This is a genomic window from Arsenicicoccus sp. oral taxon 190 (genome assembly GCF_001189535.1).
Lineage (GTDB): Bacteria > Actinomycetota > Actinomycetes > Actinomycetales > Dermatophilaceae > Arsenicicoccus.
This window is the reverse complement of sequence record NZ_CP012070.1, coordinates 791,997-816,526: the sequence shown is the minus strand read 5'-3', so window position 1 is coordinate 816,526 and position 24,530 is coordinate 791,997. Positions and strand designations below refer to the sequence as shown.

Genomic DNA, 24,530 nt, shown 5'->3' with positions numbered 1-24,530 from the left:
TGCTCAGCGCTCGCCGAGGGTGCCGAGCAGCCGGTCCACGTCGACCACCACGATCACGCGCTCGGGGTTGACGCGCGGCTGGCGGAACCGCTCCGCGTAGCGACGCTCCGCATCAGCGACCACGGCCGGGTCCCGCACCACGTGTGCCCGGCCCTCGACGGTCACCCAGTGGCGACCGTCGATCTCGCACACCGTGACTCGCGCCTCGCCGCCGGCGGCCTCGACGTTGCGCACCTTCTGCGAGGAGCCGGCGGCAAGGATGAGCACCCTCCGGCCGGTGCGGTCGACGACGGGGGCGACGGGGACAGTGTGGGGGCGCCCGTCGCGACGCAGCGTGGTCACCGTGGCGTACCGCCGCTGCGACCAGAACCCGTCGAGCCGCGGGTCGTCCCAGTCCAGCCCGTGCCTGCTCACCGGGAGCCCTCGCGCCCGTGCCCGGGTCGCACCTCGTGCGCCTGCGAAAAGCCTTGGGTGTCGGGCATGCTGCCTCCTGCTCGCCTGGGTCTGCCCCACAACGTACCCGCGGCGGGCGACCGGTCGACGCCACAGCACCCGCAGCCGCCGCCGGCCGGCGCCGCCCCCGCCGCCGGCCGGCGCCGCACCCGCCGCACCGACAGAGCGGTCGCAGATCCGACGTCGGCGGCGCCCAGACGTCGGATCTGCGACCAGTCTGGCCCCGACCGGGTGGACATCGGAGCGAGCGGCACCCAGGATCAGGGCCCGGAGCGTCAGCACGCCAGAGCGTGCGGACCCAAGCGTCAGGACCCCCGGAGCATCTCCGCGGGAAGGGCGATGTCCTCGCGAGGACGGCCCACCTCGACCATCAGGGTTGCCGACCGCTCCGCCACGACATCATCCGCCCGTCGTGCCAGGTCGGTCCCCTCGTCGGTCTGCAGGACCAGGACGCGCCGCCGGTCGCCGTCCGTCGCTCGGCGGTGAGCCAGACCTCGGTCCACGAGCGAGTCGACCAGGCGCGTGGTGGTGGCCGGTGGCGCCCCCAGGGAGTCGCCCAGCTCGGTCATCGTGACGCCGGAGAGCGGGTCGAGGCGGCGGAGCGTGCGCCACTGGTCGACGGTCAGGCCCAGGTCGGGCTCGAGGATGCTGGACAGCTCCCTGGTCAGCGACCTGGCGGCCGTCAGCAGGTCGTCCACGGGGCACGGCCGGTCAGGCATCACCATGGGGTCCTTTCTGACGTCCGGTCCTCCGACGATACTGGACCCGATGCCTGACTCCGCCCTGATCGTCGACTACCTCGACTCGCTCGTCCTCGGGCCGTCGGAGGAGTTCCGCGTGGCACTGGCGCTGCCTCGGTCCGGTGCGCTGGGGCTTGCTCGGCCGGCGGCGCTGGCGGCCTCCCTCATGGCGGCGGAGGAGATCAACGGCGCGGGCGGGGTCCGGGGCCGACGGCTGACGGTCACTCTCGTGGACGCTGGTCAGTCGCCGGCCAGCAGCGCGCGCGAGCTGGGCCGGCTGGTCGACGCGGGCGCTGTCGACGCCGTGGTCGGCTTCCACACGAGCGACGTGCACCGCGCTCTCGAGCCGGTCGCGTCCGGCCGTGTCCCCTACGTCTTCGCCGCCCCCCACGAGGGCGGGGCGAGGCTGCCGGGGGTGGGGCTGATCGGCCCCGACCCGCGCCGCCAGCTGGCCGCCCCGGTCCGGTCCCTCGTGGGCGCGGGGCTCCGCCGCTGGGCGTTGGTGGGCAACGACTACATCTGGCCGCAGGCGGTGCACCGGGTGGCGACCCGGCTCGTGCAGGACGCGGGCGGGGTGGTGCGCGGCTCGATGCTGGCGCCGCTCGGGAGGGTCGACGGTGAGCGTCTCGTCGGCTGGTTGAGCGACACCCGGGCGAATGTCGTGCTGCTCTCGCTGGTGGGGCGCGATCTCGCGCACTTCAACCGGGCGTTCGCGGGGTCGAGGTTGCTGGGCAGGGTCGTGCGGGTGTCGGGCTCGCTCGACGAGGTGGGTCTGCTCGAGGTGGGAGGCGACTGCAGCGGGGAGCTGTACGCCGCGATGGACTGGTACGTGGGCGACACGGCTGACGGCTTCGCGGCGCGCTATGCGGCTCGGTGGGGGGCCGCGGCGCCGCAGCTGGGTGTCTACGCGCGCGGGTGCTACGACGCGCTCCGGGCCGTGTCGTCGGCAGCGCAGGCGGGGCGGCTGTCCGCCATACGGCCCGGTGCCGGGCTGCCGCACTCGCCCGCCCGCCCTTCGAGGCTGGCGTGCGCGGACGGGCTGGACCTCGTCCCTGTCGCCTCCGTCTGACCGAGATCTGAGAAGGCTTTTGCGCTTTGGGGACCCGGCCGGATGATCCTTCCATCTGGAATCGTTCCATCTGACACTAGGAGTGGCCGTGAGCACCTCATCCACGCCCTCGCACGACCACCACGGCCAGCACACGCTGGAGGAGTTCGGCTACAAGCAGGAGCTGCACCGGTCCCTGACCTTCACCGACCTGCTCGTCTACGGCCTCATCTTCATGGTGCCGATCGCGCCGTTCGGCATCTTCGGCAGCGTCTACCAGTCCTCGGGCGGGATGGTCGCGCTGACCTATGCCATCGGCATGCTCGCCATGATGTTCACCGCGAACTCCTACGCCCAGATGGTGCAGGCCTTCCCGATGGCCGGCTCGGTCTACACGTATGCCGGACGCGGGTTCCGTCCGTGGGTGGGCTTCCTCACCGGGTGGGTCATCCTGCTGGACTACGTGCTGATCCCCGCCCTGCTCTATCTCGTGGCGAGCGTCGCCATGAGCTCGATCGTGCCGGGCATCCCCGTGCCCGTGTGGCTCGTGGCCTTCATCGTGCTCAACACGATCGTGAACTACATGGGCATCGAGATGACCGCCAAGGTCAACAAGGTCATGCTGCTCGCCGAGCTCGTGGTGCTGGGGATCTTCCTGGTCATCGGTCTCGTGGCGGTGGCCCAGGGCAAGGGCAACGGGTTCAGCCTGGACGCGTTCTTCAACCCCGGCACCTTCACCTGGCCCCTCGTCCTGGGAGCCGTCTCGGTGGCCGTCCTGTCCTTCCTCGGGTTCGACGGCATCTCGATGCTCGCCGAGGAGAACCGCGAGGGCACCAGGACCATCGGGCGAGCCATGGTCGCCGCGTTGCTGCTCGCGGGCACGCTCTTCATCGTCCAGACCTGGGTCGCCAGCATGCTGGTACCGGACGCTCCGGCCCTGCTGGCCAACGGTGATCCGGACGGCACCGCGTTCTACGACGCGGCCCGGGTCGGTGGTGGCGCCTGGCTGGCCACCCTCACCGCGATCGCCACAGCGATCGCCTGGGGTTTCGCCAACTCCCTGGTCGCGCAGGCGGCCACGTCCAGGCTGCTCTACGCGATGGCGCGCGACCGCCAGCTGCCGTCCTTCCTCGCCGTGGTGAGCAAGCGGCACGGGGTCCCGGTCAACGCCACCTTCGTCACGGCTGCCGTGTCCCTGGTCGTCGGGCTGTACATGGCCGCGCGGGACGACGGGATCACTCTCCTCAGCACCCTGGTCAACTTCGGCGCCCTGTCGGCCTTCCTCGTGCTGCACCTGGCCGTGATCAACCACTTCGTCCGTCGCCAGGGCAGCCGCGACTGGCTGCGGCACCTGGTCTACCCGCTGATCGGATTCGGGATCCTGCTCTTCGTCGTGATCAATGCGAAGGTGGCCGCGCAGGTCCTGGCGTTCGTGTGGCTGGCGATCGGCGTCGTCATCCTGCTCGTCTTCAAGTTCCGCAACCGAGAGCCGCAGCTGGCTGGCATGGAGGATTCGTGATGACCGAGGTGTTCTCGCTCGAGCCCACCGCAGACAACGTCGCCTACACCTTCGGGGGCAACGCCCCGCGGTTGCGGGTCCCCGCCGGGTCGATCGTCCAGCTCGACACCGAGGACTGCTTCGGCGGACGTATCCGCACCACGGAGGACCTGCCCGCGCAGGTGTGCGACCTCGCCCACCTCAACCCGGTGACCGGGCCGATCCACGTCGAGGGCGCCGAGCCCGGCGACACGCTGGCCGTGCACTTCGCGGAGATCCGGCCCCGTCGCGACTGGGCCGTCTCGTCGACCTTCCCGCACTTCGGTGCGCTGACCTCGACCGGCACCACGGCGATGCTGCACGAGGCCCTGGAGGAGCGGGTCTGGATCTACGACGTGGACACCGCCCGAGGCGTATGCCGCTACCAGGCCCGGCGCAGCGACTTCAGCGTCGAGCTGCCCCTGGACCCGTTCCACGGGACGGTGGGCGTGGCGCCGGCGGCCGGCGAACGCACGATGTCCATCACGCCCGCCGCGCACGGCGGCAACATGGACACCCCCGAGCTGCGGTCCGGCACGACGGTCTATCTCCCTGTCAACGAACCAGGCGCGCTGCTCGCCATCGGCGACGGGCACTGCCGACAGGGCGAGGGCGAGGTGTGCGGGACGGCCGTCGAGGCGGCCATGTCCACGACGATCGTGGTCGACGTCATCAAGGGGAGCCCGCTGTCGTGGCCGCGCCTGCAGGACGACACCTTCATCATGTCCACGGGCTCCACGAAGCCCTTGGAGGACGCCTTCCGCGTGAGCCAGCGCGACATGGTGCTGTGGGTCTGCGAGCTCACCGGCCTGGACCTGCTCGACGCCCTGCAGCTGGTCAGCCAGGTCGGCCTGGCCCCGGCGGGCAACGTCGTGGACACCAACTACACGATGGTGGCCAAGATGCCGACCCGGCTGCTCGGCGGAGGCAGCCAGGTCTTCGACGGCGTGCACGAGCGACTGGCGGCCGCCGGGCGGGACCACCTCGCCCACCGTTGATCGAGGGCGCACTTTGGCCCCGATCGAGGGTCGTCCCCCGCCCGGCACGCACGTATCGTTCCCCCATGAGCACCGTCATCCGCTTCCCCCGCCGGCGCCCCGCCGTCGAGCCGCTGTGGCGCGAGGCCGTGGGCGGCGTCATACGGCAGGAGCGCCAGGACCAGGGGCAGCGCATCACCGACCTGGCCGAGCGCGCGGGGATCGCGCCGCAGTACCTCTCGGAGATCGAGCGCGGTCGCAAGGACCCCTCCTCGGAGGTGCTGGGTGCGGTCGCCGGCGCGCTCGACCTGACCGTCGCGGAGGTCGCGTCCCGCGCATCGAGCACGCTGAGCCGGGCCACCTCCACCGGCCCCGTCTGCCTCGCCGCCTGAGCCGCTCAGCCCTGGTCGTCGGCGCGCGCCGCGACGATCGTGTCGACCACGCCGTAGTCCAGCGCACCCTGCGCGGTCAGGATCAGGTCCCGCTCGGTGTCCTCCCGGATCTGCTCGCGCGACCGGCCGGTGTGCCGCGCCAAGATGTCCTCGAGCAGCGTTCGCACGCGGGCGATCTCGTCAGCCTCGAGGATCAGGTCCGGCACGGCTCCCCGCCCCTCCCCGGCCGGCGCGTGGATGACGACCCGGCCGTGGGGCAGCATCGAGCGGTGCCCCGCCGCCCCACCCGCGAGCAGGACCGCCGCGGTCGAGGCGGCCTGCCCGACGCAGGTGGTGTGCACGGCGCAGCGGACGTACTGCATCGCGTCGTAGATCGCCAGCATCGCCGGGATCGAGCCGCCGGGTGAGTTGAGGTAGAGCTCGACGGGACGGTCCGGGCTGTCCGACTCCAGGTGGATGAGCTGGGCGATGACCGCGTTGGCGACCCCGTCGTCGATCTCGGTGCCGAGGTAGATGATCCGGTCGCCCAGCAGCCGCGAGTAGATGTCGACGGTGCGCTCGCCCTGGTTGGTCCGGGTCGTGACGTAGGGGATGGTGTAGCTGCTCATCGGGACGCCCCTGCCGTGGTGGGGAAGGGTCCGGCCAGGCCGACGGGGCGCCGCGCGACGGGCAGTACCTCGTCGATCGAGGTGACGACGTGGTCCACGAAGCCGTAGTCCAGGGCGGCCTGTGCGTCGAACCAGCGGTCGCGCCGCGAGTCCCGCTCGACGGTCGCGACGTCCTGCCCGGTGTCCTCGGCGACGAGCGCGATCACGGTGTCCCGCGTGTGCCGCAGGTCGTCGGCCTGGATGGCGATGTCCATGGCCGTCCCCCCGATCCCCGCCGACCCCTGGTGCAGCAGGACCTTGGAGTGCGGCAACGCGTAGCGCCGCCCGCGCGTGCCGGAGCTCAGCAGGAACTGCCCTGCGCTGTAAGCCATCCCGACGTTGACGGTCACCACGTTGCAGGGGATGGCGCGCATGCAGTCGCGGATGGCCAGCATCCCCGGCACCGACCCGCCGGGCGAGTTGACGAGCAGCCGTATGTCGGCGGCCGGGTCCTCGGCGGCGAGCAGCACGAGGCCGCTGCACAGGCGGTTCGTGTTCCAGTCCTCGAGCGGCTCGCCGAGGAGCAGGGTGCGGCGGTCGAAGAGGCGGCGGTAGAGGTCTTCGTCGAGGGTGCGCCCGGCGGGCGGGGATTCGGTGGTCATGGTCCCACCGTGCGCCCGGTCGGGGCGGCCGCGGGCTCGATGCTGCCGAGGGCAGCGCTGCCCTGAGCAGCGCGGGAGACGGCGCCCGGCCGGTTACGGCTAGGCGCCGGTCGCGACCGCCTGAGCCAGGGTGGACACGATCGAGTCGCGCGCTGTGTGCCCCTCGGGGGTCGGCGTGAGGGGGTAGACGTGCACCAGCCCCGCCTGCTCGTGGTAGTCCACCTCGACGCCGGCCGCCCGGGCCCGGGCCACGAGCACCCGGGCGTCGGGCCACAGGATGTCGTGGGTGCCGGCATACAGGCTGATGGGGCCGATGCCGGTCAGGTCCGCCGCGAGCGGGCTGACCAGCGGGTCGTCCAGCGGCAGCCCCGCGCGCCACAGGTCGATGAAGACCCGCGTGCCCTCGCGACCCAGCCACGGGTCGTGGGGCTGGACCTTGTCGATCTCGGGGTTGCTCAGCGACAGGTCGAGCGCCGGGGCGATGAGCAGGGTGCGGGGGAGGGTGCGAGCGTCCCTGTCCCGCAGCAGGATCGCCGTCGACAGCGCGATCTGGCCGCCGGCCGAGTCACCGGCGAGGACCGTTGTGCCCCAGCGCTGCTCGCTGCGCAGCACCAGGTCGGCGAAAGCCGGCACCACCTGCGCCGCGGTCCCGTAGGGCACCAGCGGGTAGATCGGCACGGTCACCGCCACCCCAGCCTGCGCGGCGATCTGGGCGGTGAGCTCCCAGTGCTGGCGGGCGATCTCGGCATACCACCCGCCCCCGTGGGCGTAGACGACGCCGCCGCGCGGCTCGCCCGACCGGGGCCGGACCGTGTAGACCGGCCAGCCGCCGACGCGCTCGACGTCGATGCGGACGTCCTTGCGCAGCAACCGGGGTGGGCCGTAGGCCCGCGGCCGGGTGGTCCGCTCGGCCAGCTGCTGGCGGGCGCCACGCTCGGTGAGGAAGGGCCGGTTGGCGCGGGTCGCCCGCAGGAGCAGCGGCAGGACGGCGCGAGACATCAACGAGGACACGGATTCACCGTATGCCGAGGCGGCTCAGGGGGCGAGGCGTTCGACGCCGTCCAGCAGCGACGACGCCACCTGCTGCTGTGGCAGGCCGCTGACGCCGCGGGCGGCTCGGCAGCGCGGCGTCAGGACGACGTCACGACAACCCGGCCTCGTGCGCGATGAGCGCCGCCTGCACCCGGGAGGTGCAGCCCAGCTTGCCCAGCACCCGCGACACGTGCGTCTTGGCGGTGAGCTCCGAGATGCCCAGTGACGCAGCGATGTCCGCGTTGGACAGGCCCCGGCCGAGGGTGACCAGCACGTCGCGCTCGCGCGCCGTGAGCGCGCCGATGGCGGCGACCCGCCCGGCCGCGGGCGAGGTCTCGGGCGTCGCAGGGGTCGCCGAGGCGTACCCCGCGATCACCTGCCGCGTCACCTCCGGCGCCAGCACCGCCTCGCCTCCCGCGACGCGCCGGATCGCGTCGGCCAGCGGGCCCGCGTCGATCGTCTTGAGCAGGTAGCCGTCCGCCCCGGCCCGCAGCGCCCCCGCGACGTACTCGTCCACCTCGAAGCTCGTCAGCACCAGAACCCTCGACCAGCCGCCCTCGACGATCTCCCGGGTCGCGGCGATCCCGTCGAGGCCCGGCATCCGCACGTCCATGAGGGTGACGTCCGGCCGCAGCGCCCGCGCCTGCCGCACCCCGACGGCGCCGTCGCCGGCCTCGCCGACCACCTCGAGGTCCGGGTGCGCGGACAGCAGCAGCCGCAGCCCGGACCGGACGGTCGCGTGGTCGTCGACGAGCAGGACGGTGATCATCGGTCGCTTCTCCCGGTCGGCTCAGCGGTCGGCTCAGCGGTCGGCTCAGCCGCCTCCGGCTCCAGCGGTATGACGGCCCGCACGCTCCACCCGTCACCGTCCGGCCCGGCGTCGAACCGGCCACCGAGGGCGGTCACCCGCTCCTGCATGGTGCCCAGGCCGAGGCCCGTCGAGCCGGCGCCGCCGGGTGGCCGTGCGGCCTCGCCATCCGACCTGACCTGCAGGTCCACCCGGTCCGTGACGTGCAGGCGCAGGTCGGCGCTGCGCGAGGGCGAGTGGCGGCCGACGTTGTGCAGCGCCTCCTGGAGCACCCGGTGCAGCCCCTGGCTCACCGCCGACGGCAGGCGAGGCACGGGGTCGGGGGAGACGTCGGCGTGCACCGTGACGCCGCGGGCGCGGGCCTGCTCGATGACCGTGGTGAGGTCGCCGAGGCCGGGGGAGACGGTCGGGTGCACGTCGGGCCGCAGCAGCCCGAGCATGGTCTGCAGCTCGCCCATGGCCTCCCGCGAGGTGGCGCGGACCACCTGGAGCGCCTCCCGCTGGGCGGACTCGTGCTGCAGCCCCGCCTCGGCGTGGATCGCGATGGCCGACAGGCTCCCCGAGAGCGCGTCGTGCAGGTCCCGGGCCATCTGCTCCCGCTCGGAGCGCCGCGCCTCCGCCTCCCGCAGCTCGGCCAGGTGCGCCAGGTCCAGCGCCCGCTGACGCTCGGCCTCGGTGAGCTCGACCTGCCGCCGCGTCGACGACCCCCACCAGTAGGAGGTGCCGAAGACGCCGAACGCCGTCAGCGCCGCCAGCACCCCGGCGCGCAGGTCCGCGGTGCTCCACCACACCCCGAGGCCCGCCAGCACCACCGCCGCGGCCACCACCGCGTCGAGCCGGTCGGCGAGCCGCCCGCGACCGTGCAGCCCTGCGGCATAGACGATCTCGATGACGACCAGCAGCGACCCCACGCTGCCGCCCAGGGCGCTCTCCGCCAGGAAGACCAGCATCCCGAGCGCCAGGCAGGTGAGCGGCCGGCGTCGGCGCCAGGCCATCAGCAGGCACAGGAGGAGCAGCGGCGCCGCGTGCCACCACCGGTTGCCGGGGCCGCGCCAGGCGTTGCTCCAGATGTCGACGAGGTCGATCTGGATGAGCACCGCCCCCACGGCGGCCATCAGCAGCGGACCGCGGACGTCGAGGTCGCGGTGCCGGCGCTCGGCGGGGGCGTGGCTCACCTCGCCATTGGAGCACGCGAGGCGGGCGTCGACATACACCCTTGGAGGTATGCCGAGCCGGTGAGGATGCACCGTGCGGAGGACGCGGCGGGGCCGCCTCCCGGGCGAGGGTCGAGGCATGACACTCGCACTCCTGGGGACGCTGACCGTGCTGGCGCTGGTGGACGCCACGAGCTTCGGCACCCTGCTGATCCCCCTGTGGTTCCTGCTCACGCCCGGACGGATCCGGCCCTCGCGGGTGCTGATCTTCCTCGCGACCATCGCGGTCTTCTACTGGGTCCTCGGGATGCTGCTCAGCGCCGGGGTGGTCACCGTGCTGGACGACGTGGCTCGGTGGCTGGACACGACGACCGGGCGTCGCGTCCAGATCGCCTGCGGGGTGGCGCTCTTCGTCGTGGGGTGCGTGATGCCCACCCGCCGCGGCAAGGACACCGATGGTGCCCCGGCACGGGTGACCCGGTGGCGGGCGCGCGCCATGGGGGTCGACGAGTCCGCCCGCGGCGTCGGCGCGCTCGTCGGTCTGGCGGTGGCCGCCGGCACCATCGAGGCGGCGTCGATGCTGCCCTACCTCGCCGCGATCGGGATGCTCACGACCACGCCGCTGGACGGCGTCGGACGGGCCGGGGTGCTGCTCGGCTACTGCCTGGTGATGGTCGCCCCGGCGCTGGGGCTGCTCCTGCTGCGTCTCGGTCTGGGGACGCGGGTCCACGGGCTGCTGCAGCGGCTCGCGGGGTGGATGGAGCGGCAGAGCGGGGAGACGGTGGCGTGGGTCCTGGCCATCCTCGGGGTGGTGGTGGTGCGCGACGCCTTCGGCGGCATGCCCGCGCCGGGCTGGGTCCCGTGGGCCTGAGGGTGGCGCCCCGTCGACGCCGGGCCGCGGCGCCCGATCTCAGCGCGGCGCGCTGTGGGCGACGAGGAGGTCGACCACGCGGCGGGCGACCGGCTGGAGCAGCGCCGGCTCGTGCACGAACGCCACGATCCGGCGCTCCGGCGAGGGGTCCGCGAGCGGCCGCGCCACCGCCCCCTCCGGCAGCCGCGCGGCGGCCAGCTGCGACATGACGGCCACCCCGATCCCGGCGGCGGCGAAGGCGATGGCGCCGTGGTGGTCTCCGGCATACGCCACGTAACGGGGGCGGATGCCGGACGAGCTGGCCGCCATCCGGACGGTCCGGCCGCAGGCCGTGTCGCCGGGGTCGTTGTCGATCCACGGGACGTCGCCCAGCTCGCTGAACCGGACCTGGTCCTGCCGGGCCAGGGCGTGGTCGCGCGGCAGCACCACGACGTAGGGCTCGGTCGCCAGGACGTGGCGCTCGTAGCCGGCGAGCCGCGTCGGGGGCTCGTGCACGACCTCGCTGCGGATGTCGATGTCCGCCGAGACGACCTCCGCGGCATCGACCTCGTTGAGCCGGAAGGTGAACTGCACGTGGGGGAACTCGCGCAGCACCTCCGCCGCGACGCCCGGCAGCCACTCCTCGGCGGCCGAGGCGAAGGAGGAGACGGTGAGGGAGTCGGTGCGGCCCTGCCGCAGGTCGTCGATGACCCCGTCGAGGCGGGTCAGGCTGCCGATGAGATCGTCGCTGCGCGAGGCGAGCTCGAGGCCGGCTGGGGTCGGGGCGATGCCGCGGCCGCTGCGCTCGACCAGGGTCAGCCGGGTCTCGCGCTGCAGCGCCGCCAGGTGCTGGCTGACCGCCGACGGCGTGTAGCCGAGGTGCTGCGCCGCGGCGTTGACCGAACCGCTCGCGACGACGGCGCGGAAGACCCGGAGGCGGTTGACGTCGACCATGGCCAGATCATACAGCGATGCTGCACGGTCGTGAAGGAACATTCGCTTGTGCTAATGCTTGGGTGGGGTGACCGTGGAGGACATGAACACCTTCACCAACCGCTACCCCGACGACCGGGACCGCGCCCGCGTCCAGCAGGAGCTCGACGTCCTGCGTGCCTCGACGGCCCCTCCACGCGACGACCACCCCCTCGACAGCACCGCCGCGGCGCGGCCACGGTGCGGCGGTCAGCGAACCGTCGACGGTCCACCGTTGACTGCGTGCCGGCCGTGACCGATCCGAGGGAGATGATCTGACCGTGACCACACAGACCACCCGGGCCACGCCCGACCAGGCCAACGAGCCGCGGGTCCTGCTCGCCGCGGCGGCGACCGTCGTCCTGTGGGCGTCGTCGTTCATCGTGATCCGGTATGCCGGACCGCACTACGACGCCGGGTCGATGGCCTTGCTGCGCATGCTCGTCGGCGCCGTCGTGCTGGGTCTCATCGCCGCTCGTTCCGGGATCCGGTGGCCACCGAGGCGATCCGTGCCGCTGCTGGTCGGGTGGGGCGTCGGGTGGTTCTGCCTCTACCTGCTCGCGCTCAACGTGGCGGAGCAGACCGTGGACGCCGGGACCGCCGCGATGGTCGTCAACCTCGCGCCGCTGATGGTGGTGGTCTTCGGGGGCCTGTTCCTCGGCGAGGGGTTTCCGCGAGGGCTCGTGATCGGCGCGCCGGTGTCCTTCCTCGGCGTCGTGCTGATCGGCATGCAGTCCTCGCACGGGCAGCTCGCGATCGCGGGGCTGCTGCTGGCGCTCGCGGCCGCGGTGCTCTACGCCGGCGCCACGCTGCTGCAGAAGCACCTGCTCCGCACCGTCGACTCCGCCACCCTGACCTGGCTCGGCGCGACCGCCGGCGCCGTGGCGCTGCTGCCCTGGTCGGGGCGGCTGGTGCACGACCTCGCCACGGCACCGCTCGGCGCGACGCTGGCCATCGTCTACATGGGCGTGCTGCCGACGGCGTTCGCGTTCACGACCTGGGCCTACGTGCTGATGCGCACGTCCGCCGGGCGCACCTCGGCGACCACGTATGTCGTCCCCGCGATCGCCATCGTGCTGTCCTGGCTGCTGCTGGGGGAGGCGCCGACGCCCGTGATGCTGCTGGGTGGCGCGCTGTGCCTGCTCGGCGTGGCGATCACGCGGATGGTGCGGCGCTGACGGCGGCGGCCTCGCGCCATACGTCCGCGAGGGCGAGGGCCCCGAGGCTGATGCCGTCCCGCAGCCGGCCCGTGGCAATCAGCTCGCGGACCTGGGCCCGCGTGAACCACCGCGTCGCCTCGACCTCGGGCTCCGCGTCGTCCGAGCCGCCCCCCTCGCGCACGAACCCCGCCAGGACCACGGCCACCGACCCCGCGAACACCCCTGTGTCCGGGTAGATCTCGCCCAGCTCCGCCTCGAGCTCGGCGACCAGGCCCGTCTCCTCGCCCAGCTCGCGCAGCGCCGCCTGCGCGGGGGTGGCGTCGTCCGGGTCGACCATGCCGCGCGGGATCTCCCACAGCCGCACCCCCGGCGCGGGCCGCTGCTGGTCGACGAGCAGGACGCGCGGCGCGTCACCGTCGCGGCGGACGCACACGCAGGCCGCGCCCGTGAGGCGACGGTCCTCGTCGCCGAGCTGCAGGCGCAGGTTGGTGCGCGTCCAGCCGTCGGTCTCGCGCGTGGCGGCCTCGACCTGCCAGCCCCCGTGGCGCTCGTCCGCCCACAGGGTGTCCCAGCCGAGCTGCTCGCTGGGCGGGGACGTGCGCTGCCAGTCGTCGCGGGTCACGGTGCCTCCTCGGGGGTCGCGGGTGGGCAGCGTCTCACCCGGCCGGACCCGCGCGGGGGGTTGCGGCCCGGGCGCCGGGTGGCGGTCGGCCCCATCGGGGAGCGCAGAGTGCTATGCCGCCACCGTGGTTCCCCGATCCCGGCGCGGCTCACCAGGTGGGGAGGTCGCCCTCGCCCGGCGTCACATGCCGGTCGCTCTCGTCGATGCGGGTGTCGTTGATCGACGCCTCGCGCCGCCGCATGTAGCCCAGCTCGTCGAACTCCCACAGCTCGTTGCCGTAGGAGCGCCACCACTGCCCGTCGGCGTCGTGCCACTCGTACTGGAAGCGCACCGCGATCCGGTCGTCACCGAACGCCCAGAGGTTCTTGCGCAGCCGGTAGTCCTGCTCGCGCTCCCACTTGCGTGTCAGGAAGGCGATGACCTCGTCGCGGCCGAGCAGGTGCTCGTCGCGGTTGCGCCATACGGTGTCGAGGGTGTAGGCGCCGGCCACCCGCTCGGGGTCGCGGGTGTTCCAGGCGTCCTCGGCGGCCTGCACCTTGGCCAGGGCGGTCTCGCGGGTGAAGGGCGGTACGGGCTGACGGGGCGCGGTCATGTCCTCAGCCTGTCACGGGACGCCGCGGCGGGCTACGGCCGGAGGGGCGCTGATCACCGGTCGGAACAGATCACAGAAAGTAACATCAGCGTCGAAATTGTTACGTAGAGTGGTGGCGTGCCGTCCGGCCAGCTGACCTCCGGAGCCGTGCGTGCCGATCGGGCGCGCCCGGCCTCGACGTGGACCCCGCGGTGGATGCCCGCCGTCTTCGTGGCATTCGTGCTGGCCACGGCCGCGGCGCAGGGCCTCTTCTGGATCCACCAGGACGGGGCGCGCAGCGCCTGCTTCGTGGCCAGCCGGGTCCTGTCGGTCCTCGCCTTCGCCGTGGGGGCGCTGACGTCGCGCCGCGGCTTCCGCTCCGACTGGCTGACGATGTTCGCGGCGATCGCCCTCTGGGCGGTGGCCGACGTCTCCGTGGCGGTGCGCACCACCGGCGACCAGGTCGTCAGGGACTGGCTCGGCAGCGGTGTCATGTCGATGGGCGCGTTCGTCCTCATGGGGATCGGCGCGGTCCGGCTCGCGCGGCGCGACGGCTTCGCCCTTGGCGCCTCGGTGGCGCTGGACTCGGTGATCATCAGCCTCAGCGTGGCCATGATGTGGTGGATCGTCGTCGGCCAGGAGATGGCGGTGGCCCCGGGCGCCGTCCGGGTCGGGCTGCTCCTGGCCAGCGTCTCCCCGGCCGGGGACGCCCTGCTCCTCGTGGCGGCCTCGGCGCTCATGAGCTCACGAGCCTCGCACGCCCTGTCCTCGCGGGCGCTCGTCGCGATGAGCGTCGCCGCGCTGGCCGGCGACCTCGGGTTCGGGCTCTACATCAGCGGCCAGGCGGAGTCGCTGCCGCCGTGGGTCCCGGCGCTGTGGATGCTGCAGTTCGCCTTCGCCGCCATGGCGGCGATGCTCTCCGGCCGGACGGTCCGGGAGACCAGCTCGCGCACCTCCTCGGTCAGCATCGTGCTGGTGCTGCTCGCGCTGGTCGCGCCGCCCCTCGTGCTCGCCCTGCCCTGGCCCGCGCGCGCCACGGCGCTGCACCCGGCGACCTTCCCGGCGCTCGTCGCGGTGACCGGGACGTCCGTGGTGCTCGCCTCCTGGCGGGTGCTGATGCTGCTGCGTCGCATCGAGCGGCAGGCCGAGCAGCTCGCGGCCACCGCCCGCACCGACGAGCTCACCCAGCTGCCCAACCGTCGTGCGGGCGACCGGATCCTCGAGGCCGCGATCACCAGCGCCCGACGCTCCGCCGAGCCCCTCAGCCTGGCCCTGCTCGACCTGGACCACTTCAAGAGGTACAACGACACCTACGGGCACCAGCAGGGTGACCGGCTGCTGCGGGCCGCCGCCCTGGCCTGGTCGACGGAGCTCGAGGGTGCCGGTGAGATCTACCGCTTCGGCGGCGAGGAGTTCGTGGTCGTGCTCCCCGCGCTGGCCGGCGAGCAGGCCGAGGAGCTGATGGGGCGTCTGCACGAGGTCACGCCGCGCGAGCAGACCTTCTCCGCCGGCCTCGCGACCCTGCGCCCGGACGACGACGCGGTGGCGCTGGTCGGCCGCGCGGACGCCAGCCTCTACGCCGCCAAGGCGGCAGGGCGCGCCCGCACCATGATCACCGCCTGACAGCCCGTATGCCGCCCCCTCGCCGGCGTCGTGCGGCCCGGGTAGGGCTGGCCGACGAAGCGGTTCCCTGGGGTCAGGGCGTCTCGGGCAGCGGGCCGGCCAGCGTCCGGTGCAGCGCTGCCCGCAGCTGGCGGGCCGCCTCCACCTGGGCGCCCCGCAGCGGGGCGTCGGCCTGGTGGGCCGCGGGCCGCAGGGTGACGGGTGCGGGCGCGTGCCGCCCCGCCACCGCCGCCAGGCGGTCGGCGAGCCCGGGGGCCTGCGCCCAGGGGCCCCCGACCAGGAACGTCGTCGTCCCGAGCAGGGCCGCCACCCCGCCCAGGGCCGCGCCGATCGCCGTCACCAGCGGAGCCGGCGGCAGCTGCGTCGCGAAGTAGCGACGGACCGCCTCGCCGTCGATCACCGTGGTGCCCTCCAGCACCAGCCCCAGCGACACGAAGACGTCAAGCAGCCGCATCGCCCGGCCCTCCGGGCCCACCGTCGGCAGGAAGGCCAGCTCCCCGGCCAGGCCGTTGGCCCCGACCCGCACCTGGCCGTCCTCCACCACGGCCGCGCCCAGCCCCGCCCCGAGGTAGCAGTAGACGAAGGTGGACAGGTCGGTCGCCGCCCCGTCGTGCCGCTCCGCCAGGGCGGCCCAGTTGACGTCGTTGCCGACGACGACGCGCTCGGCGGCGCCGGTCAGCGCCTCCCGCAGGTCGGCGCTCCCGCGCACGAACGGCGTGCCCGCGAGGTCCACCGTGCGCCCGGTCGCGTCGACCGGGTCGGCCACGGAGGCGACCACCACCGAGGGCGCCTCCGGGCGGCGCCGACGGGCGAGCCGGCCCAGCAGCCGCACGCCCCGCTCCAGCTCGGCCGGCGTGACGGTCATGGGCAGCGGCTGCCGGGCCGACCACAGCACCGACCCCGCGGGGTCGACCTCGGCCACGGCCGCCTCGCCGGGGGCGACGTGCAGCGCGATGCCCCACCCGGTCCGCGCCGCCAGCCGGTAGACGGCTCCCGCCCGGCCCGGGCTGCCCGTCGCCTTGCCGGCCTCCTCCACCAGACCCGCCCGCGCCAGCCGGCGGACGCTCTCGGAGATCGTGGGCTTGGAGACGCCGGTCAGCTGGGACAGCTGGGGGCGGGTCAGCGACTCCGCCTCCAGCAGGGCATCGACCACCAGCTGGTCGGTGGCTCCCCGGACGAGGTCCAGCGACGGGGGAGTCGGGCGGTGCGGCATACGGCCTCCACGGGTTTGTTAGGAGCCCTTGCAAACTAGCACGACGCATGTCACGCTGGAGGTAGTTAAGGCTCCTTCCAAACTCCTCCGACCCCCTCGAGGTGATGACGATGACCACGACGGCGACCCCCGCCGCGGCCGACCAGCTGCCGGACCTGCCCCACTGGGAGACCCTGCCCGACGACCACGTCGCCGCCACCCGCGAGGTCAAGGCGGCCATCAAGGCCCGGCTCGCCGCGGCCGGCACCAGCGCCCAGGAGGTCTTCGAGACCCTGGAGCGCGAGATCGCCCGGGAGGTCGAGGAGGTCGTCGCCGAGCTGGCACGGGGCGAGAACCCTTGGCCCGTGGTCGACTTCGCCGACATCGAGGCAGGCACCGTCTCCCCGGAGCTGCGCGCCAGGATCGCCCGGCGGGGGTGCGCGGTGGTCCGCGGCACCTTCCCCCGCGCCCAGGCGGAGCAGTGGGACCGCGACATCGTCGACTACACGACCCGCAACGCCTTCTTCGAGAGCTACCGCGGGCCCGGCGACGACTTCTTCGGCTCCGTCGGCTCCAAGCCCGAGATCTACCCGATCTACTGGTCCTCGGCCCAGATGGAGGCGCGCCAGAGCCCGCGCATGGCCGCGGTGCAGGCCTTCCTCAACTCCTTCTGGACCAGCGAGACCGACGGGCACCGGTGGTTCGACCCCGACCGGGACACGCTCTACCCCGACCGCATCCGGCGACGCCCCCCGGGCGCCAGCTCCCGCGGTCTCGGCACGCACCTCGACCCCGGCACCCTCGACCTGTGGATGACGCAGGGCTACCAGCGCCACTTCCGGCACCTGTGGGACGGGGACGTGCTGGCCTACGACCCGTGGGACGCGTCCTACCGCACCGAGGCGGCGCAGTACGCCGGGTCCACGATGTGCTCGGTCTTCCGCACCTTCCAGGGCTGGACCGCGCTGTCGCAGATGCAGCACGACCAGGGGGTGCTGCACGTCGTGCCGATCCCGCGGGCCATGGGCTACCTGATGCTGCGGCCGCTGCTCGAGGACATCGCCGCCGACGACCTTTGCGGGGTGCGCCCCAACAGCGTCTTCCCGGCCACCGAGCAGCACCACAAGCTGCTGCTGCAGGCCACCGCCTCGATCCCGGACGTCGAGCCCGGCGACACCGTGTGGTGGCACTGCGACATGATCCACGGCGTCGCCCCCGTCGAGGACCAGCAGGGCTGGGGCAACGTGATGTACATCCCCGCCGCGCCCTGGTGCGCCAAGAACGAGGCCTTCGCGGCGCGCGCCTACGCCGCCTTCGAGTCCGGCCGCAGCGCACCGGACTTCCCCGAGGAGGACTACGAGGCCGCCTGGCCGGACCGCTACCGCCCCGAGCAGCTCACCGAGATCGGGCGCCGCGGCTTCGGGCTGGAGTGACGGCCGCCCAGGCGCCGCGCGGGCTGTGCTGGTGAGCGCCCGGACGGGTGGTCGGCCGTCGGCGACTAGCATGTTGACCGTTCAACCGATGACCTGGCTCAGGACGCACACATGGAGGCACGCGTGAAGATCGGCATCATCATCGGCTCGGTCCGGGAGGGTCGCAAGGGCTCGCAGGTCGCGCAGTGGGTGCTCGAGGGAGCCCGCGAGCACGGCGGCGCCGACGTCGACCTCGTCGACCTGCGGGAGTTCGACCTGCTCGTGCTCACCTCCGCGACCGTCCCCGGCGCCGCCAACCGGGAGTACGACGACGAGCGCGTCACCCGGTGGAGCGCGGCGATCGACGGCTACGACGGGTTCATCTTCGTGACCCCGGAGTACAACCACTCCGTCCCCGGCGCCTTCAAGAACGCCTTCGACAGCATCGGCCCCGAGTGGATCGGCAAGACCGTCGGTTTCGTGTCCTACGGCGCCGACGGCGGGGTGCGCGCGGTCGAGCACTGGCGCACGATCGTCGCCAACTTCCAGATGGTCGACGTGCGCGGGCAGGTCGCGCTGGGGCTCTTCACCGACTTCGGCGACGAGGGCTTCACGCCGCTGGACCGCCGCCCCGGCGAGCTCCGCACCCTGCTCGACCAGCTGGTGCGCCTGACCTCCGCCCTGCGCGGCTGAGTCGGACGAGTCGCCCGGCCCGTATGCCGTCACCCCGCGAGCCGGGGGAACGGCATACGGGCCGGCTGCGGCTCGACCTGGGACGATCCTTGCACCCTGTGCATTTGCTGCACTGGGTGCAAGGAGTCTAGTCTCGAGGGGTGCAGACCCGACGAGACCTCGCCAAGGCCGAGACCCGCGCCGCGCTGGCGGACGCCGCGATCGAGATCGCCCGGGTCGACGGGGTGGACTCGCTCACCGCGGACGCGATCGCGCAGCGGGCCGGCGTCTCGCGCCGCACGTTCTTCAACTACTTCCCCACCACCGACGCGGTGCTGGCGGTCCCGTCCGGCGACTTCATGTGCGTCGCGCTCGAGGAGTTCGAGCGGCGCCCCGCGGGGGAGCCGCTGACCGACTCCATCATCGCTGCGCTCACCGCGGCCGACCCGGGCACGCTGGCAAGGTTCGCGAGCGTGGTGATGCTGTGCGAGGGCCAGATCTCGGCCGAGCGGGTCGAGCGCGCCGCCTGGGACGAGGCCGAGGGCGACATCGCCCGCGCCCTCGCCGCCCGGCTCCCCGAGGGCACCCCCGCCCTCCACCTCGCGGTGCTGTCGTCGTGCGTCGTCGCGGCCGGCCGCTCCGCCGTCCTCGCCTGGGTCGCCGGGTCATCCGACCTGGCCGGCCCGGACGCCGCCCGCAGCCTGCGGGGCTATCTCATCGACGCCTTCGGCTACCTGACCGAGAGCTTCGCCGGCGCCACCGTGCGCCCCCACGACCGCTGACCCTCCCACGCGCTGGAGCTCACACCCATGGCAACCCTGCTCTATCGACTCGGTCACTTCTCGGCCCGCCGGCCATGGGCCGTCGTCATCATCTGGCTGCTGCTGCTCGGCGGCGTCTCCGGCGCGGCCGGGCTCCTGAGCAAGCCGCTGTCGAGCCAGATGACCATCAAGGGCGCGCCCTTCCAGCGCACCCTGGAGAAGCTCAAGCACGACCTGCCGGCCGCCGCCGGGGGCACGGGCACGGTCGTGTTCACGACCGATTCGGGTCGGTTCACGCCCGCGCAGGAGGCGGCGGTCGCGCAGGCCGTCACCACCTGGAAGGCCATGCCCGCGGTTCGGACGGCGCTCGACCCCTTCGCCACGCAGCGGCAGCTCGACGACGGCCGCCGCAAGCTCGCGGACGGCGAGAAGCAGATCGCCGACAACGCCGCCAAGATCGACTCGGGCCAGGCCCAGATCGACGACGGCAAGCGCAAGATCGCGGCCAACACGGCCAAGCTCGAGGACGGTCGGTCCGAGCTCACGCAGGCCCTCAAGCAGCTCGCCGACGGCGAGGCCAAGCTCGAGGCCGGCAAGCGTCGCGTCGCCGAGGGCCAGGGTGAGCTCGCCTCCGGTCGCCGCCGGCTCGCGTCCGGCAAGGCCGACCTGGCCGCCGGCAAGCGGCAGGTCGCGCAGGGACGCGCCAAGCTCGAGGCGGGCAAGCGCCAGATCGCGGCCGCGCAGGCGAAGATCGACGACGGCAAGGCGAAGCTCGACGCCGGGCAGGCCAAGATCGACGGCGGCAACGCGCAGCTGGACGCGGCGCGTCAGAAGGTCAAGGCAGGGGAGGCCCAGCTCGCCGACGCCAAGAAGAAGCTCGCCGCCGGTGAGACGGCCCTGGCCGCAGCCGAGCAGCAGGTCGCCGCCGCGGAGCAGCAGCGCTCGCAGCTGCAGCAGGCCCTGAACGACCCCACCCTCCCGGCCGACCGCCGCACCCAGCTCGAGGCCCAGATCGCCCAGCTCACCGCGGCCATCGACGGGGGCAAGGCGAGGATCGCCGAGCAGAAGCCCCAGCTCGAGGAGGCTCGCAAGGCCATCGCGGCCCAGGAGCCGCAGGTGAAGGCCGGCCGCCAGCAGGTCGACGACAAGACCGCCGCGCTGGCCCAGGCCCAGCGCACCCTCGACGCCAAGCGCGCCGAGCTGGCCCAGGGTCAGCGCACCCTCGACGCCAAGGCCGAGACCATCCAGGGCTCGGAGGCCCAGCTGTCCGCCGCCCAGCGGAAGGTCAACGGTGGGCAGCGCCAGATCGACGCCGCGGAGGCCAAGCTCGCCCGGGGCGAGCGCGCCATGGCCGCTGCCGAGGAGCAGATCCGCGTCAACGAGGCCAAGCTCGCCGACGGGCGCCGTCAGGCCGAGGCCGGCAAGATCCGCATCAGCGACGGCGAGCAGCAGCTCATCGCAGCCCGTGACCGCATCAAGACCAGCGAGCAGCAGCTCGTCGACGGCCGCGCCAAGCTCGCCCAGGCCCGCAAGGACCTGGCGCTCGGCAAGCGGGAGACGGCGCTCGCCGAGGGGCTGCGCTTCGTCAGCACCGACGGGACCGCCGCCCTGTCGCAGGTGTCCTTCAAGGACGAGATGCAGTCGGTGCCGCCGGCCACCCGCCAGCAGGTGCTGACGGTCAAGGACCAGCTCGCGCAGGCCGGGGTGCAGGTCGCCTTCGGCAAGGAGCTCACCGACGACGTGTCCAGCATCATGGGCCCCGGCGAGATCATCGGCCTCGCCGTCGCCGCCGTCGTCCTGCTCGTCACGCTCGGCACCCTCGTGGCAGCCGGCCTGCCGCTGCTGATGGCCCTCGGCGGGGTCGGGCTCGGCATCGGGGTCACCATGGCGGTCACCCACTTCGTGACGCTCAACTCCGTGACGCCCGCGCTGGGCCTGATGATCGGCATCGCGGTCGGCATCGACTACGCGCTCTTCATCGTCAACCGGCACCGGGAGCAGCTCAAGACCGGCATGAGCAAGGTCGAGTCGATCGCGCTCGCGACCGGCACCGCCGGCAACGCCGTCACCTTCGCCGGCATGACCGTCTTCATCGCGCTGGCGGCGCTCGCCGTCACCCGCATGGACTTCCTCGCCGCCATGGGCTTCACCGCCGCCGGCACCGTCCTCGCCGCCGTACTCATCAACCTGAGCCTGCTGCCGGCCGTGCTGTCCCTGGTGGGGCACCGCATCCTGCCCCGCCGGGCGTGGCTGGCCCACGGCTTCGACGCCCGTGGCCGCTCCGTCCAGGAGGAGCACCCGCACGACCCCGAGCGCGGCGACCGCGGCTGGGGCGCCATGGCCACCCGCCACCCCTGGGTCGCCCTGGCCGCCGGCCTGGTGGCGATCGGCATACTGGCGGTCCCCGCAGCCGGGCTGCGTCTCGGGCTGCCCGACGGTGGCTCGGAGCCGCCCGGGTCGAGCGCCAACCGCGCCTACACCACGATCGCCGACAAGTTCGGCCCCGGCGCCAACGGCCCGATCATCGCGGTCGCGTCGCTGCCCGAGGGGCTGGACGCCGCGCAGGCCAAGGACCGTCAGCTCGCGGTCGCGGAGGAGCTGGCCACCGTGCCCGGGCTGGTGCGCGTCATGCCCATCGGGCTGAGCCAGGACCGGCGCACCGCCGCCTACCAGGCCGTGCCCGACAACGGCCCCGCCGACGAGGGCACCGTCCGGACCGTGGAGCAGATCCGCGACCAAGCCCCCGCCATCGCCGCCAAGACCGGCGCGGACGTGCAGATCACCGGGCAGACCGTCGCCAACATCGACATCTCCGACCAGCTGGCCAAGGCGCTGCCGCTCTACCTGCTCATCGTGGTCGGGCTCTCGTTGGTGCTGCTGCTGATGGTCTTCCGCTCGGTGGTCGTCCCGCTCATCGCCACCGGAGGCTTCCTGCTGTCGCTGGCGGCGGCCTTCGGCGGGGTCGTGGCCGTCTACCAGCACGGGACGCTCGGGGCGCTCTTCGGGGTCCACCACCCCTCACCGGTGCTGAGCTTCCTGCCGATCCTGCTGATCGGGGTGCTCTTCGGGCTGGCGATGGACTACCAGATGTTCATCGTGTCGGGCATGCGCGAGGCCCACGTCCACGGCCAGGACGCCCGCCTGGCGGTGCGCACCGGCTTCAGCCACGCGGCCCGGGTGGTGACGGCCGCCGCGATCATCATGATCTCGGTCTTCGCCGGCTTCATCCACGCCGAGCTGACCATGATCCGGCCGATCGGTTTCGGGCTCGCGCTCGGGGTGCTGATCGACGCCTTCCTGATCCGTATGACGCTCACCCCCGCCGTCATGCACCTGCTCGGCGAGAAGGCCTGGTGGATGCCGCGCTGGCTCGACAAGATCGTGCCGGACGTCGACGTGGAGGGTGTCAAGCTGGTCGACCGGGTCCACGGCCACCCGCACGCGTGACGCGGGCGCTCCTCTGACCGGGGGGTGGCTGCGGGGCGCCTGACCCCGGGTGAGATCCTCGACGGGTCAAGCACCCTCGATCCGCGCCCCGCCAGGAGCCCCCCATGAAGCGCCGCACGTCGTCCCTCGTCCTCGCCGGTCTGCTCGCCGTCGGCGCCTGCAGCGGAGGCAGCGGCGGCAGCGGGGACAGTGCCGGCGGGGCGGGTCCCTCCAGCGCCGGTGCGACCGCGTCTGTGGCGCCCACCGATGCCCAAGCGAGCGGGTCCGCGACCGCGGACTTCCTGCAGCGCAACGGCCTCGCCGGCAAGGACGTCAAGACCGTCGTCAGCGAGCTGGACCGCACCCAGGACGACAAGGCCCGGGGCCTGCAGGGCTCGGTGCGCCAGGGCGAGCTGCAGCTCACGGACTCCAGCGGCGCCAAGGCGACCCTGCCCATCCCCGCCGACTCGTTCTACCTGTCGATGGCGCCCTACGTCTCCAGGACGCACAGCTGCTTCTACCACCACCTGACCGGCTGCCAGGGAGAGCTGGCGGACGCGCCGATGGCGGTCACGATCACCGACTCGTCCGGTCGCCGGCTCGTCGACCAGCAGGTGCGGACCTACGACAACGGTTTCGTGGGTTTCTGGCTGCCGCGGGGCGTCAGCGGGACCATCCACGTCACGTATGCCGACAAGGCGGTCACCGCCCCCTTCACCACCGGCCCTCAGGCGCCGACCTGCGTGGCGACGCTGCAGCTCACCTGACGTCGACCGGGCGTCTGCGCAGTAGCGTGGTGGCAGCGCTTCCCACGACCAGGAGGATCCCGATGTTCCACCCCCTCAAGGCTGTCGGCCGGCTGCTGCTCGGTTCCCTCTTCGTCGGAGGGGGGCTCAACCAGCTCACCGGCGACCCGACCCACCTGGTCGGGCTCGTCGACGAGGCCACGCAGCGCTACGGCCTCGAGGGGCTCCCGCAGTCCGCCGACCTGGTCCGGCTCAACGGCGTGCTGATGGTCGCCGGTGGAGCCGCCCTCGGCCTGGGCATCGCGCCCCGCCGCACCGCCCTGATGCTCGCCGCCCTGCTGCAACCGACCAACGTCGTGGGGCACGCCTTCTGGGCGATCGACGACCCGCGGCGCGCCTTCGTCGAGCGCAACCACTTCATGTCCAACGTCGCGATCACCGGTGGGCTGCTGCTGGCCGCGTCCGACTAGCCGCTACGCGTCGATCATCCGGGAGAGGGTGCGGGTGATCTCGTCCTCGTCGAGGGGGACGCCGAGGGTCAGGTGGTGCAGCGCCAGCCCGTCGAGGTAGGCGGACACGGCCCGTGCCACCTCGACCGGTTCAGCCACTCCCATCCGGCGCAGCAGGGTCACCAACCCGGGGAAGAGGCTCGCGTGGCGTGCCCGGGTGTCCACCCCGCCCACCCCGAGCGCGAGGCGTGCTCGGGTGGGCACGGCGAGCGGCTCCTCCACGACCATCCGGATGAACTTCGCCATACGGCGGGCGGCCGCTCCCCGCTCGGTGGTCACCGCCCCGCCGTCGATCCGGGCGTAGGCGACGGCGTCCCGACGCTCCAGCTCCTCCAGGATGGCCTCCTCCAGGGCGCGCCGGGTCGGGTAGTAGTTGGCGGTGCTGCCCAACGGGATTCGCAGCTCGCGGTCGATGGCCCGATGGGTCAGCGCCTTGGTCCCACCCCCGGCGAGCAGCTGCAGGGCCGCCTCGAGGACCTCGTGACGGCGGTCGGACATGGCTCGATTATGGCCACAACAGGTGTTGTATCGTGGGCGTTGGACGGACTTCCGTCCGGACAGGCCGGTCGGGCGGCAGAGGGGGAGCCGCCCGACCGGCCTCGTGCGTCCCGGCCCCACGGGCAA

General features: G+C 73.2%; 26 protein-coding genes. 14 read left to right on the top strand and 12 right to left on the bottom strand.

Going from position 1 to position 24,530, the window contains the following annotated elements:
* Nucleotides 1-3: 3 nt before the first annotated feature.
* Nucleotides 4-414, bottom strand: a complete 411-nt coding sequence (locus tag ADJ73_RS03865) for a pyridoxamine 5'-phosphate oxidase family protein (RefSeq protein ID WP_050347178.1) — start codon at nt 412-414, stop codon at nt 4-6.
* Between the two features lie 344 nt (nt 415-758).
* Nucleotides 759-1,172, bottom strand: coding sequence for a MarR family winged helix-turn-helix transcriptional regulator (locus tag ADJ73_RS03860; protein ID WP_216593668.1), 414 nt, complete (start codon nt 1,170-1,172; stop codon nt 759-761).
* 49 nt (nt 1,173-1,221) lie between these two features.
* On the opposite strand from ADJ73_RS03860, the gene ADJ73_RS03855 reads away from it, so the two are divergent.
* The 4 genes from ADJ73_RS03855 to ADJ73_RS03840 all read left to right on the top strand — a co-directional run bounded on the left by ADJ73_RS03855 (nt 1,222) and on the right by ADJ73_RS03840 (nt 5,147).
* On the top strand, nt 1,222-2,262 hold the full coding sequence (locus ADJ73_RS03855) for an ABC transporter substrate-binding protein (RefSeq protein ID WP_050349243.1): 1,041 nt from the start codon (nt 1,222-1,224) through the stop codon (nt 2,260-2,262).
* Nucleotides 2,263-2,350: 88 nt separating this feature from the next.
* Entirely contained in the window at nt 2,351-3,760 is a 1,410-nt protein-coding gene (locus ADJ73_RS03850; RefSeq protein ID WP_216593667.1) for an APC family permease, read from the top strand.
* Nucleotides 3,760-4,776, top strand: a complete 1,017-nt coding sequence (locus ADJ73_RS03845; protein ID WP_050347176.1) for an acetamidase/formamidase family protein — start codon at nt 3,760-3,762, stop codon at nt 4,774-4,776. Before ADJ73_RS03850 ends, ADJ73_RS03845 begins: the two co-directional genes overlap by 1 nt.
* Before the next feature lie 65 nt (nt 4,777-4,841).
* Complete coding sequence (locus ADJ73_RS03840) at nt 4,842-5,147, top strand: helix-turn-helix domain-containing protein (RefSeq protein WP_050347175.1); 306 nt, start codon at nt 4,842-4,844, stop codon at nt 5,145-5,147.
* A gap of 5 nt (nt 5,148-5,152) precedes the next feature.
* On the opposite strand, the gene ADJ73_RS03835 is transcribed toward ADJ73_RS03840, so the two are convergent.
* From ADJ73_RS03835 to ADJ73_RS03815, 5 genes are all read right to left on the bottom strand, one after another.
* Nucleotides 5,153-5,755, bottom strand: a complete 603-nt coding sequence (locus tag ADJ73_RS03835; protein WP_050347174.1) for a ClpP family protease — start codon at nt 5,753-5,755, stop codon at nt 5,153-5,155.
* Complete coding sequence (locus ADJ73_RS03830; protein ID WP_050347173.1) at nt 5,752-6,396, bottom strand: ClpP family protease; 645 nt, start codon at nt 6,394-6,396, stop codon at nt 5,752-5,754. The genes ADJ73_RS03835 and ADJ73_RS03830 overlap by 4 nt, the downstream gene beginning before the upstream one ends.
* A gap of 99 nt (nt 6,397-6,495) precedes the next feature.
* On the bottom strand, nt 6,496-7,407 hold the full coding sequence (locus ADJ73_RS03825) for an alpha/beta hydrolase fold domain-containing protein (protein WP_050347172.1): 912 nt from the start codon (nt 7,405-7,407) through the stop codon (nt 6,496-6,498).
* A gap of 130 nt (nt 7,408-7,537) precedes the next feature.
* Nucleotides 7,538-8,197, bottom strand: coding sequence for a response regulator (locus ADJ73_RS03820; protein ID WP_050347171.1), 660 nt, complete (start codon nt 8,195-8,197; stop codon nt 7,538-7,540).
* Nucleotides 8,194-9,411 carry a sensor histidine kinase gene (locus ADJ73_RS03815; RefSeq protein WP_172669694.1) on the bottom strand — a complete coding sequence of 406 codons (1,218 nt, stop codon included), beginning with the start codon at nt 9,409-9,411 and terminating at the stop codon, nt 8,194-8,196. Before ADJ73_RS03815 ends, ADJ73_RS03820 begins: the two co-directional genes overlap by 4 nt.
* 118 nt (nt 9,412-9,529) lie before the next feature.
* Here ADJ73_RS03815 and ADJ73_RS03810 point away from each other — a divergent pair, with 118 nt between their 5' ends.
* Nucleotides 9,530-10,261 carry a GAP family protein gene (locus ADJ73_RS03810; protein ID WP_050347169.1) on the top strand — a complete coding sequence of 244 codons (732 nt, stop codon included), beginning with the start codon at nt 9,530-9,532 and terminating at the stop codon, nt 10,259-10,261.
* A 39-nt stretch (nt 10,262-10,300) separates the two neighbouring features.
* Here ADJ73_RS03810 and ADJ73_RS03805 read toward each other — a convergent pair whose 3' ends face one another.
* Nucleotides 10,301-11,194, bottom strand: a complete 894-nt coding sequence (locus ADJ73_RS03805) for a LysR family transcriptional regulator (protein ID WP_050347168.1) — start codon at nt 11,192-11,194, stop codon at nt 10,301-10,303.
* A gap of 82 nt (nt 11,195-11,276) precedes the next feature.
* Here ADJ73_RS03805 and ADJ73_RS03800 point away from each other — a divergent pair, with 82 nt between their 5' ends.
* A complete protein-coding gene (locus ADJ73_RS03800; protein ID WP_156188098.1) occupies nt 11,277-11,468 on the top strand; it encodes a hypothetical protein in 192 nt (63 codons plus the stop codon).
* Nucleotides 11,469-11,493: 25 nt separating this feature from the next.
* The gene (locus ADJ73_RS03795; protein WP_050347166.1) at nt 11,494-12,390 is read left to right on the top strand and encodes a DMT family transporter; all 897 of its coding nucleotides are present in this window, start codon (nt 11,494-11,496) and stop codon (nt 12,388-12,390) included.
* Here the strand turns inward: ADJ73_RS03795 and ADJ73_RS03790 are convergent.
* Nucleotides 12,368-12,994 carry an NUDIX hydrolase gene (locus tag ADJ73_RS03790; RefSeq protein ID WP_050347165.1) on the bottom strand — a complete coding sequence of 209 codons (627 nt, stop codon included), beginning with the start codon at nt 12,992-12,994 and terminating at the stop codon, nt 12,368-12,370. The two genes, ADJ73_RS03795 and ADJ73_RS03790, sit on opposite strands and share 23 nt — an antisense overlap.
* Nucleotides 12,995-13,142: 148 nt before the next feature.
* On the bottom strand, nt 13,143-13,586 hold the full coding sequence (locus tag ADJ73_RS03785) for a nuclear transport factor 2 family protein (protein ID WP_050347164.1): 444 nt from the start codon (nt 13,584-13,586) through the stop codon (nt 13,143-13,145).
* Nucleotides 13,587-13,703: 117 nt separating this feature from the next.
* Between ADJ73_RS03785 and ADJ73_RS03780 the strand changes: the two genes are divergently transcribed.
* Nucleotides 13,704-15,188 (top strand): GGDEF domain-containing protein, encoded by a 1,485-nt coding sequence (locus ADJ73_RS03780; protein ID WP_050347163.1) that lies wholly within the window; start codon nt 13,704-13,706, stop codon nt 15,186-15,188.
* 73 nt (nt 15,189-15,261) lie between these two features.
* Here the strand turns inward: ADJ73_RS03780 and ADJ73_RS03775 are convergent, their stop codons facing one another.
* On the bottom strand, nt 15,262-16,401 hold the full coding sequence (locus tag ADJ73_RS03775; protein ID WP_050347162.1) for an ROK family transcriptional regulator: 1,140 nt from the start codon (nt 16,399-16,401) through the stop codon (nt 15,262-15,264).
* Between the two features lie 110 nt (nt 16,402-16,511).
* Here ADJ73_RS03775 and ADJ73_RS03770 point away from each other — a divergent pair, with 110 nt between their 5' ends.
* From ADJ73_RS03770 to ADJ73_RS03745, 6 genes are all read left to right on the top strand, one after another.
* Nucleotides 16,512-17,813 (top strand): YbiU family protein, encoded by a 1,302-nt coding sequence (locus ADJ73_RS03770; protein WP_050347161.1) that lies wholly within the window; start codon nt 16,512-16,514, stop codon nt 17,811-17,813.
* Nucleotides 17,814-17,924: 111 nt separating this feature from the next.
* Nucleotides 17,925-18,485 (top strand): NADPH-dependent FMN reductase, encoded by a 561-nt coding sequence (locus ADJ73_RS03765; protein WP_253272657.1) that lies wholly within the window; start codon nt 17,925-17,927, stop codon nt 18,483-18,485.
* A 140-nt stretch (nt 18,486-18,625) separates the two neighbouring features.
* Entirely contained in the window at nt 18,626-19,246 is a 621-nt protein-coding gene (locus ADJ73_RS03760) for a TetR family transcriptional regulator (protein WP_050347160.1), read from the top strand.
* Between the two features lie 27 nt (nt 19,247-19,273).
* Nucleotides 19,274-22,672: an MMPL family transporter gene (locus tag ADJ73_RS03755; protein WP_050347159.1), complete on the top strand. Its 3,399-nt coding sequence runs from the start codon at nt 19,274-19,276 to the stop codon at nt 22,670-22,672.
* 104 nt (nt 22,673-22,776) lie between these two features.
* A complete protein-coding gene (locus ADJ73_RS03750; RefSeq protein ID WP_050347158.1) occupies nt 22,777-23,418 on the top strand; it encodes a CueP family metal-binding protein in 642 nt (213 codons plus the stop codon).
* A 62-nt stretch (nt 23,419-23,480) separates the two neighbouring features.
* Nucleotides 23,481-23,867: a DoxX family protein gene (locus tag ADJ73_RS03745; protein WP_050347157.1), complete on the top strand. Its 387-nt coding sequence runs from the start codon at nt 23,481-23,483 to the stop codon at nt 23,865-23,867.
* 3 nt (nt 23,868-23,870) lie between these two features.
* On the opposite strand, the gene ADJ73_RS03740 is transcribed toward ADJ73_RS03745, so the two are convergent.
* Nucleotides 23,871-24,404 (bottom strand): TetR/AcrR family transcriptional regulator, encoded by a 534-nt coding sequence (locus ADJ73_RS03740; protein WP_050347156.1) that lies wholly within the window; start codon nt 24,402-24,404, stop codon nt 23,871-23,873.
* Nucleotides 24,405-24,530 lie beyond the last annotated feature (126 nt).

What these genes read in the sequence shown, in the direction of transcription:
- ADJ73_RS03860 (WP_216593668.1), bottom strand. Translation starts at nt 1,172, where the DNA reads ATGCCTGACCGGCCGTGCCCCGTGGACGACCTGCTGACGGCCGCCAGG.
- ADJ73_RS03855 (WP_050349243.1), top strand. Translation starts at nt 1,222, where the DNA reads ATGCCTGACTCCGCCCTGATCGTCGACTACCTCGACTCGCTCGTCCTC.
- ADJ73_RS03845 (WP_050347176.1), top strand. Translation starts at nt 3,760, where the DNA reads ATGACCGAGGTGTTCTCGCTCGAGCCCACCGCAGACAACGTCGCCTAC.
- ADJ73_RS03840 (WP_050347175.1), top strand. Translation starts at nt 4,842, where the DNA reads ATGAGCACCGTCATCCGCTTCCCCCGCCGGCGCCCCGCCGTCGAGCCG.
- ADJ73_RS03835 (WP_050347174.1), bottom strand. Translation starts at nt 5,755, where the DNA reads ATGAGCAGCTACACCATCCCCTACGTCACGACCCGGACCAACCAGGGC.
- ADJ73_RS03830 (WP_050347173.1), bottom strand. Translation starts at nt 6,396, where the DNA reads ATGACCACCGAATCCCCGCCCGCCGGGCGCACCCTCGACGAAGACCTC.
- ADJ73_RS03820 (WP_050347171.1), bottom strand. Translation starts at nt 8,197, where the DNA reads ATGATCACCGTCCTGCTCGTCGACGACCACGCGACCGTCCGGTCCGGG.
- ADJ73_RS03810 (WP_050347169.1), top strand. Translation starts at nt 9,530, where the DNA reads ATGACACTCGCACTCCTGGGGACGCTGACCGTGCTGGCGCTGGTGGAC.
- ADJ73_RS03805 (WP_050347168.1), bottom strand. Translation starts at nt 11,194, where the DNA reads ATGGTCGACGTCAACCGCCTCCGGGTCTTCCGCGCCGTCGTCGCGAGC.
- ADJ73_RS03800 (WP_156188098.1), top strand. Translation starts at nt 11,277, where the DNA reads ATGAACACCTTCACCAACCGCTACCCCGACGACCGGGACCGCGCCCGC.
- ADJ73_RS03785 (WP_050347164.1), bottom strand. Translation starts at nt 13,586, where the DNA reads ATGACCGCGCCCCGTCAGCCCGTACCGCCCTTCACCCGCGAGACCGCC.
- ADJ73_RS03775 (WP_050347162.1), bottom strand. Translation starts at nt 16,401, where the DNA reads ATGCCGCACCGCCCGACTCCCCCGTCGCTGGACCTCGTCCGGGGAGCC.
- ADJ73_RS03770 (WP_050347161.1), top strand. Translation starts at nt 16,512, where the DNA reads ATGACCACGACGGCGACCCCCGCCGCGGCCGACCAGCTGCCGGACCTG.
- ADJ73_RS03765 (WP_253272657.1), top strand. Translation starts at nt 17,925, where the DNA reads ATGGAGGCACGCGTGAAGATCGGCATCATCATCGGCTCGGTCCGGGAG.
- ADJ73_RS03755 (WP_050347159.1), top strand. Translation starts at nt 19,274, where the DNA reads ATGGCAACCCTGCTCTATCGACTCGGTCACTTCTCGGCCCGCCGGCCA.
- ADJ73_RS03750 (WP_050347158.1), top strand. Translation starts at nt 22,777, where the DNA reads ATGAAGCGCCGCACGTCGTCCCTCGTCCTCGCCGGTCTGCTCGCCGTC.
- ADJ73_RS03745 (WP_050347157.1), top strand. Translation starts at nt 23,481, where the DNA reads ATGTTCCACCCCCTCAAGGCTGTCGGCCGGCTGCTGCTCGGTTCCCTC.
- ADJ73_RS03740 (WP_050347156.1), bottom strand. Translation starts at nt 24,404, where the DNA reads ATGTCCGACCGCCGTCACGAGGTCCTCGAGGCGGCCCTGCAGCTGCTC.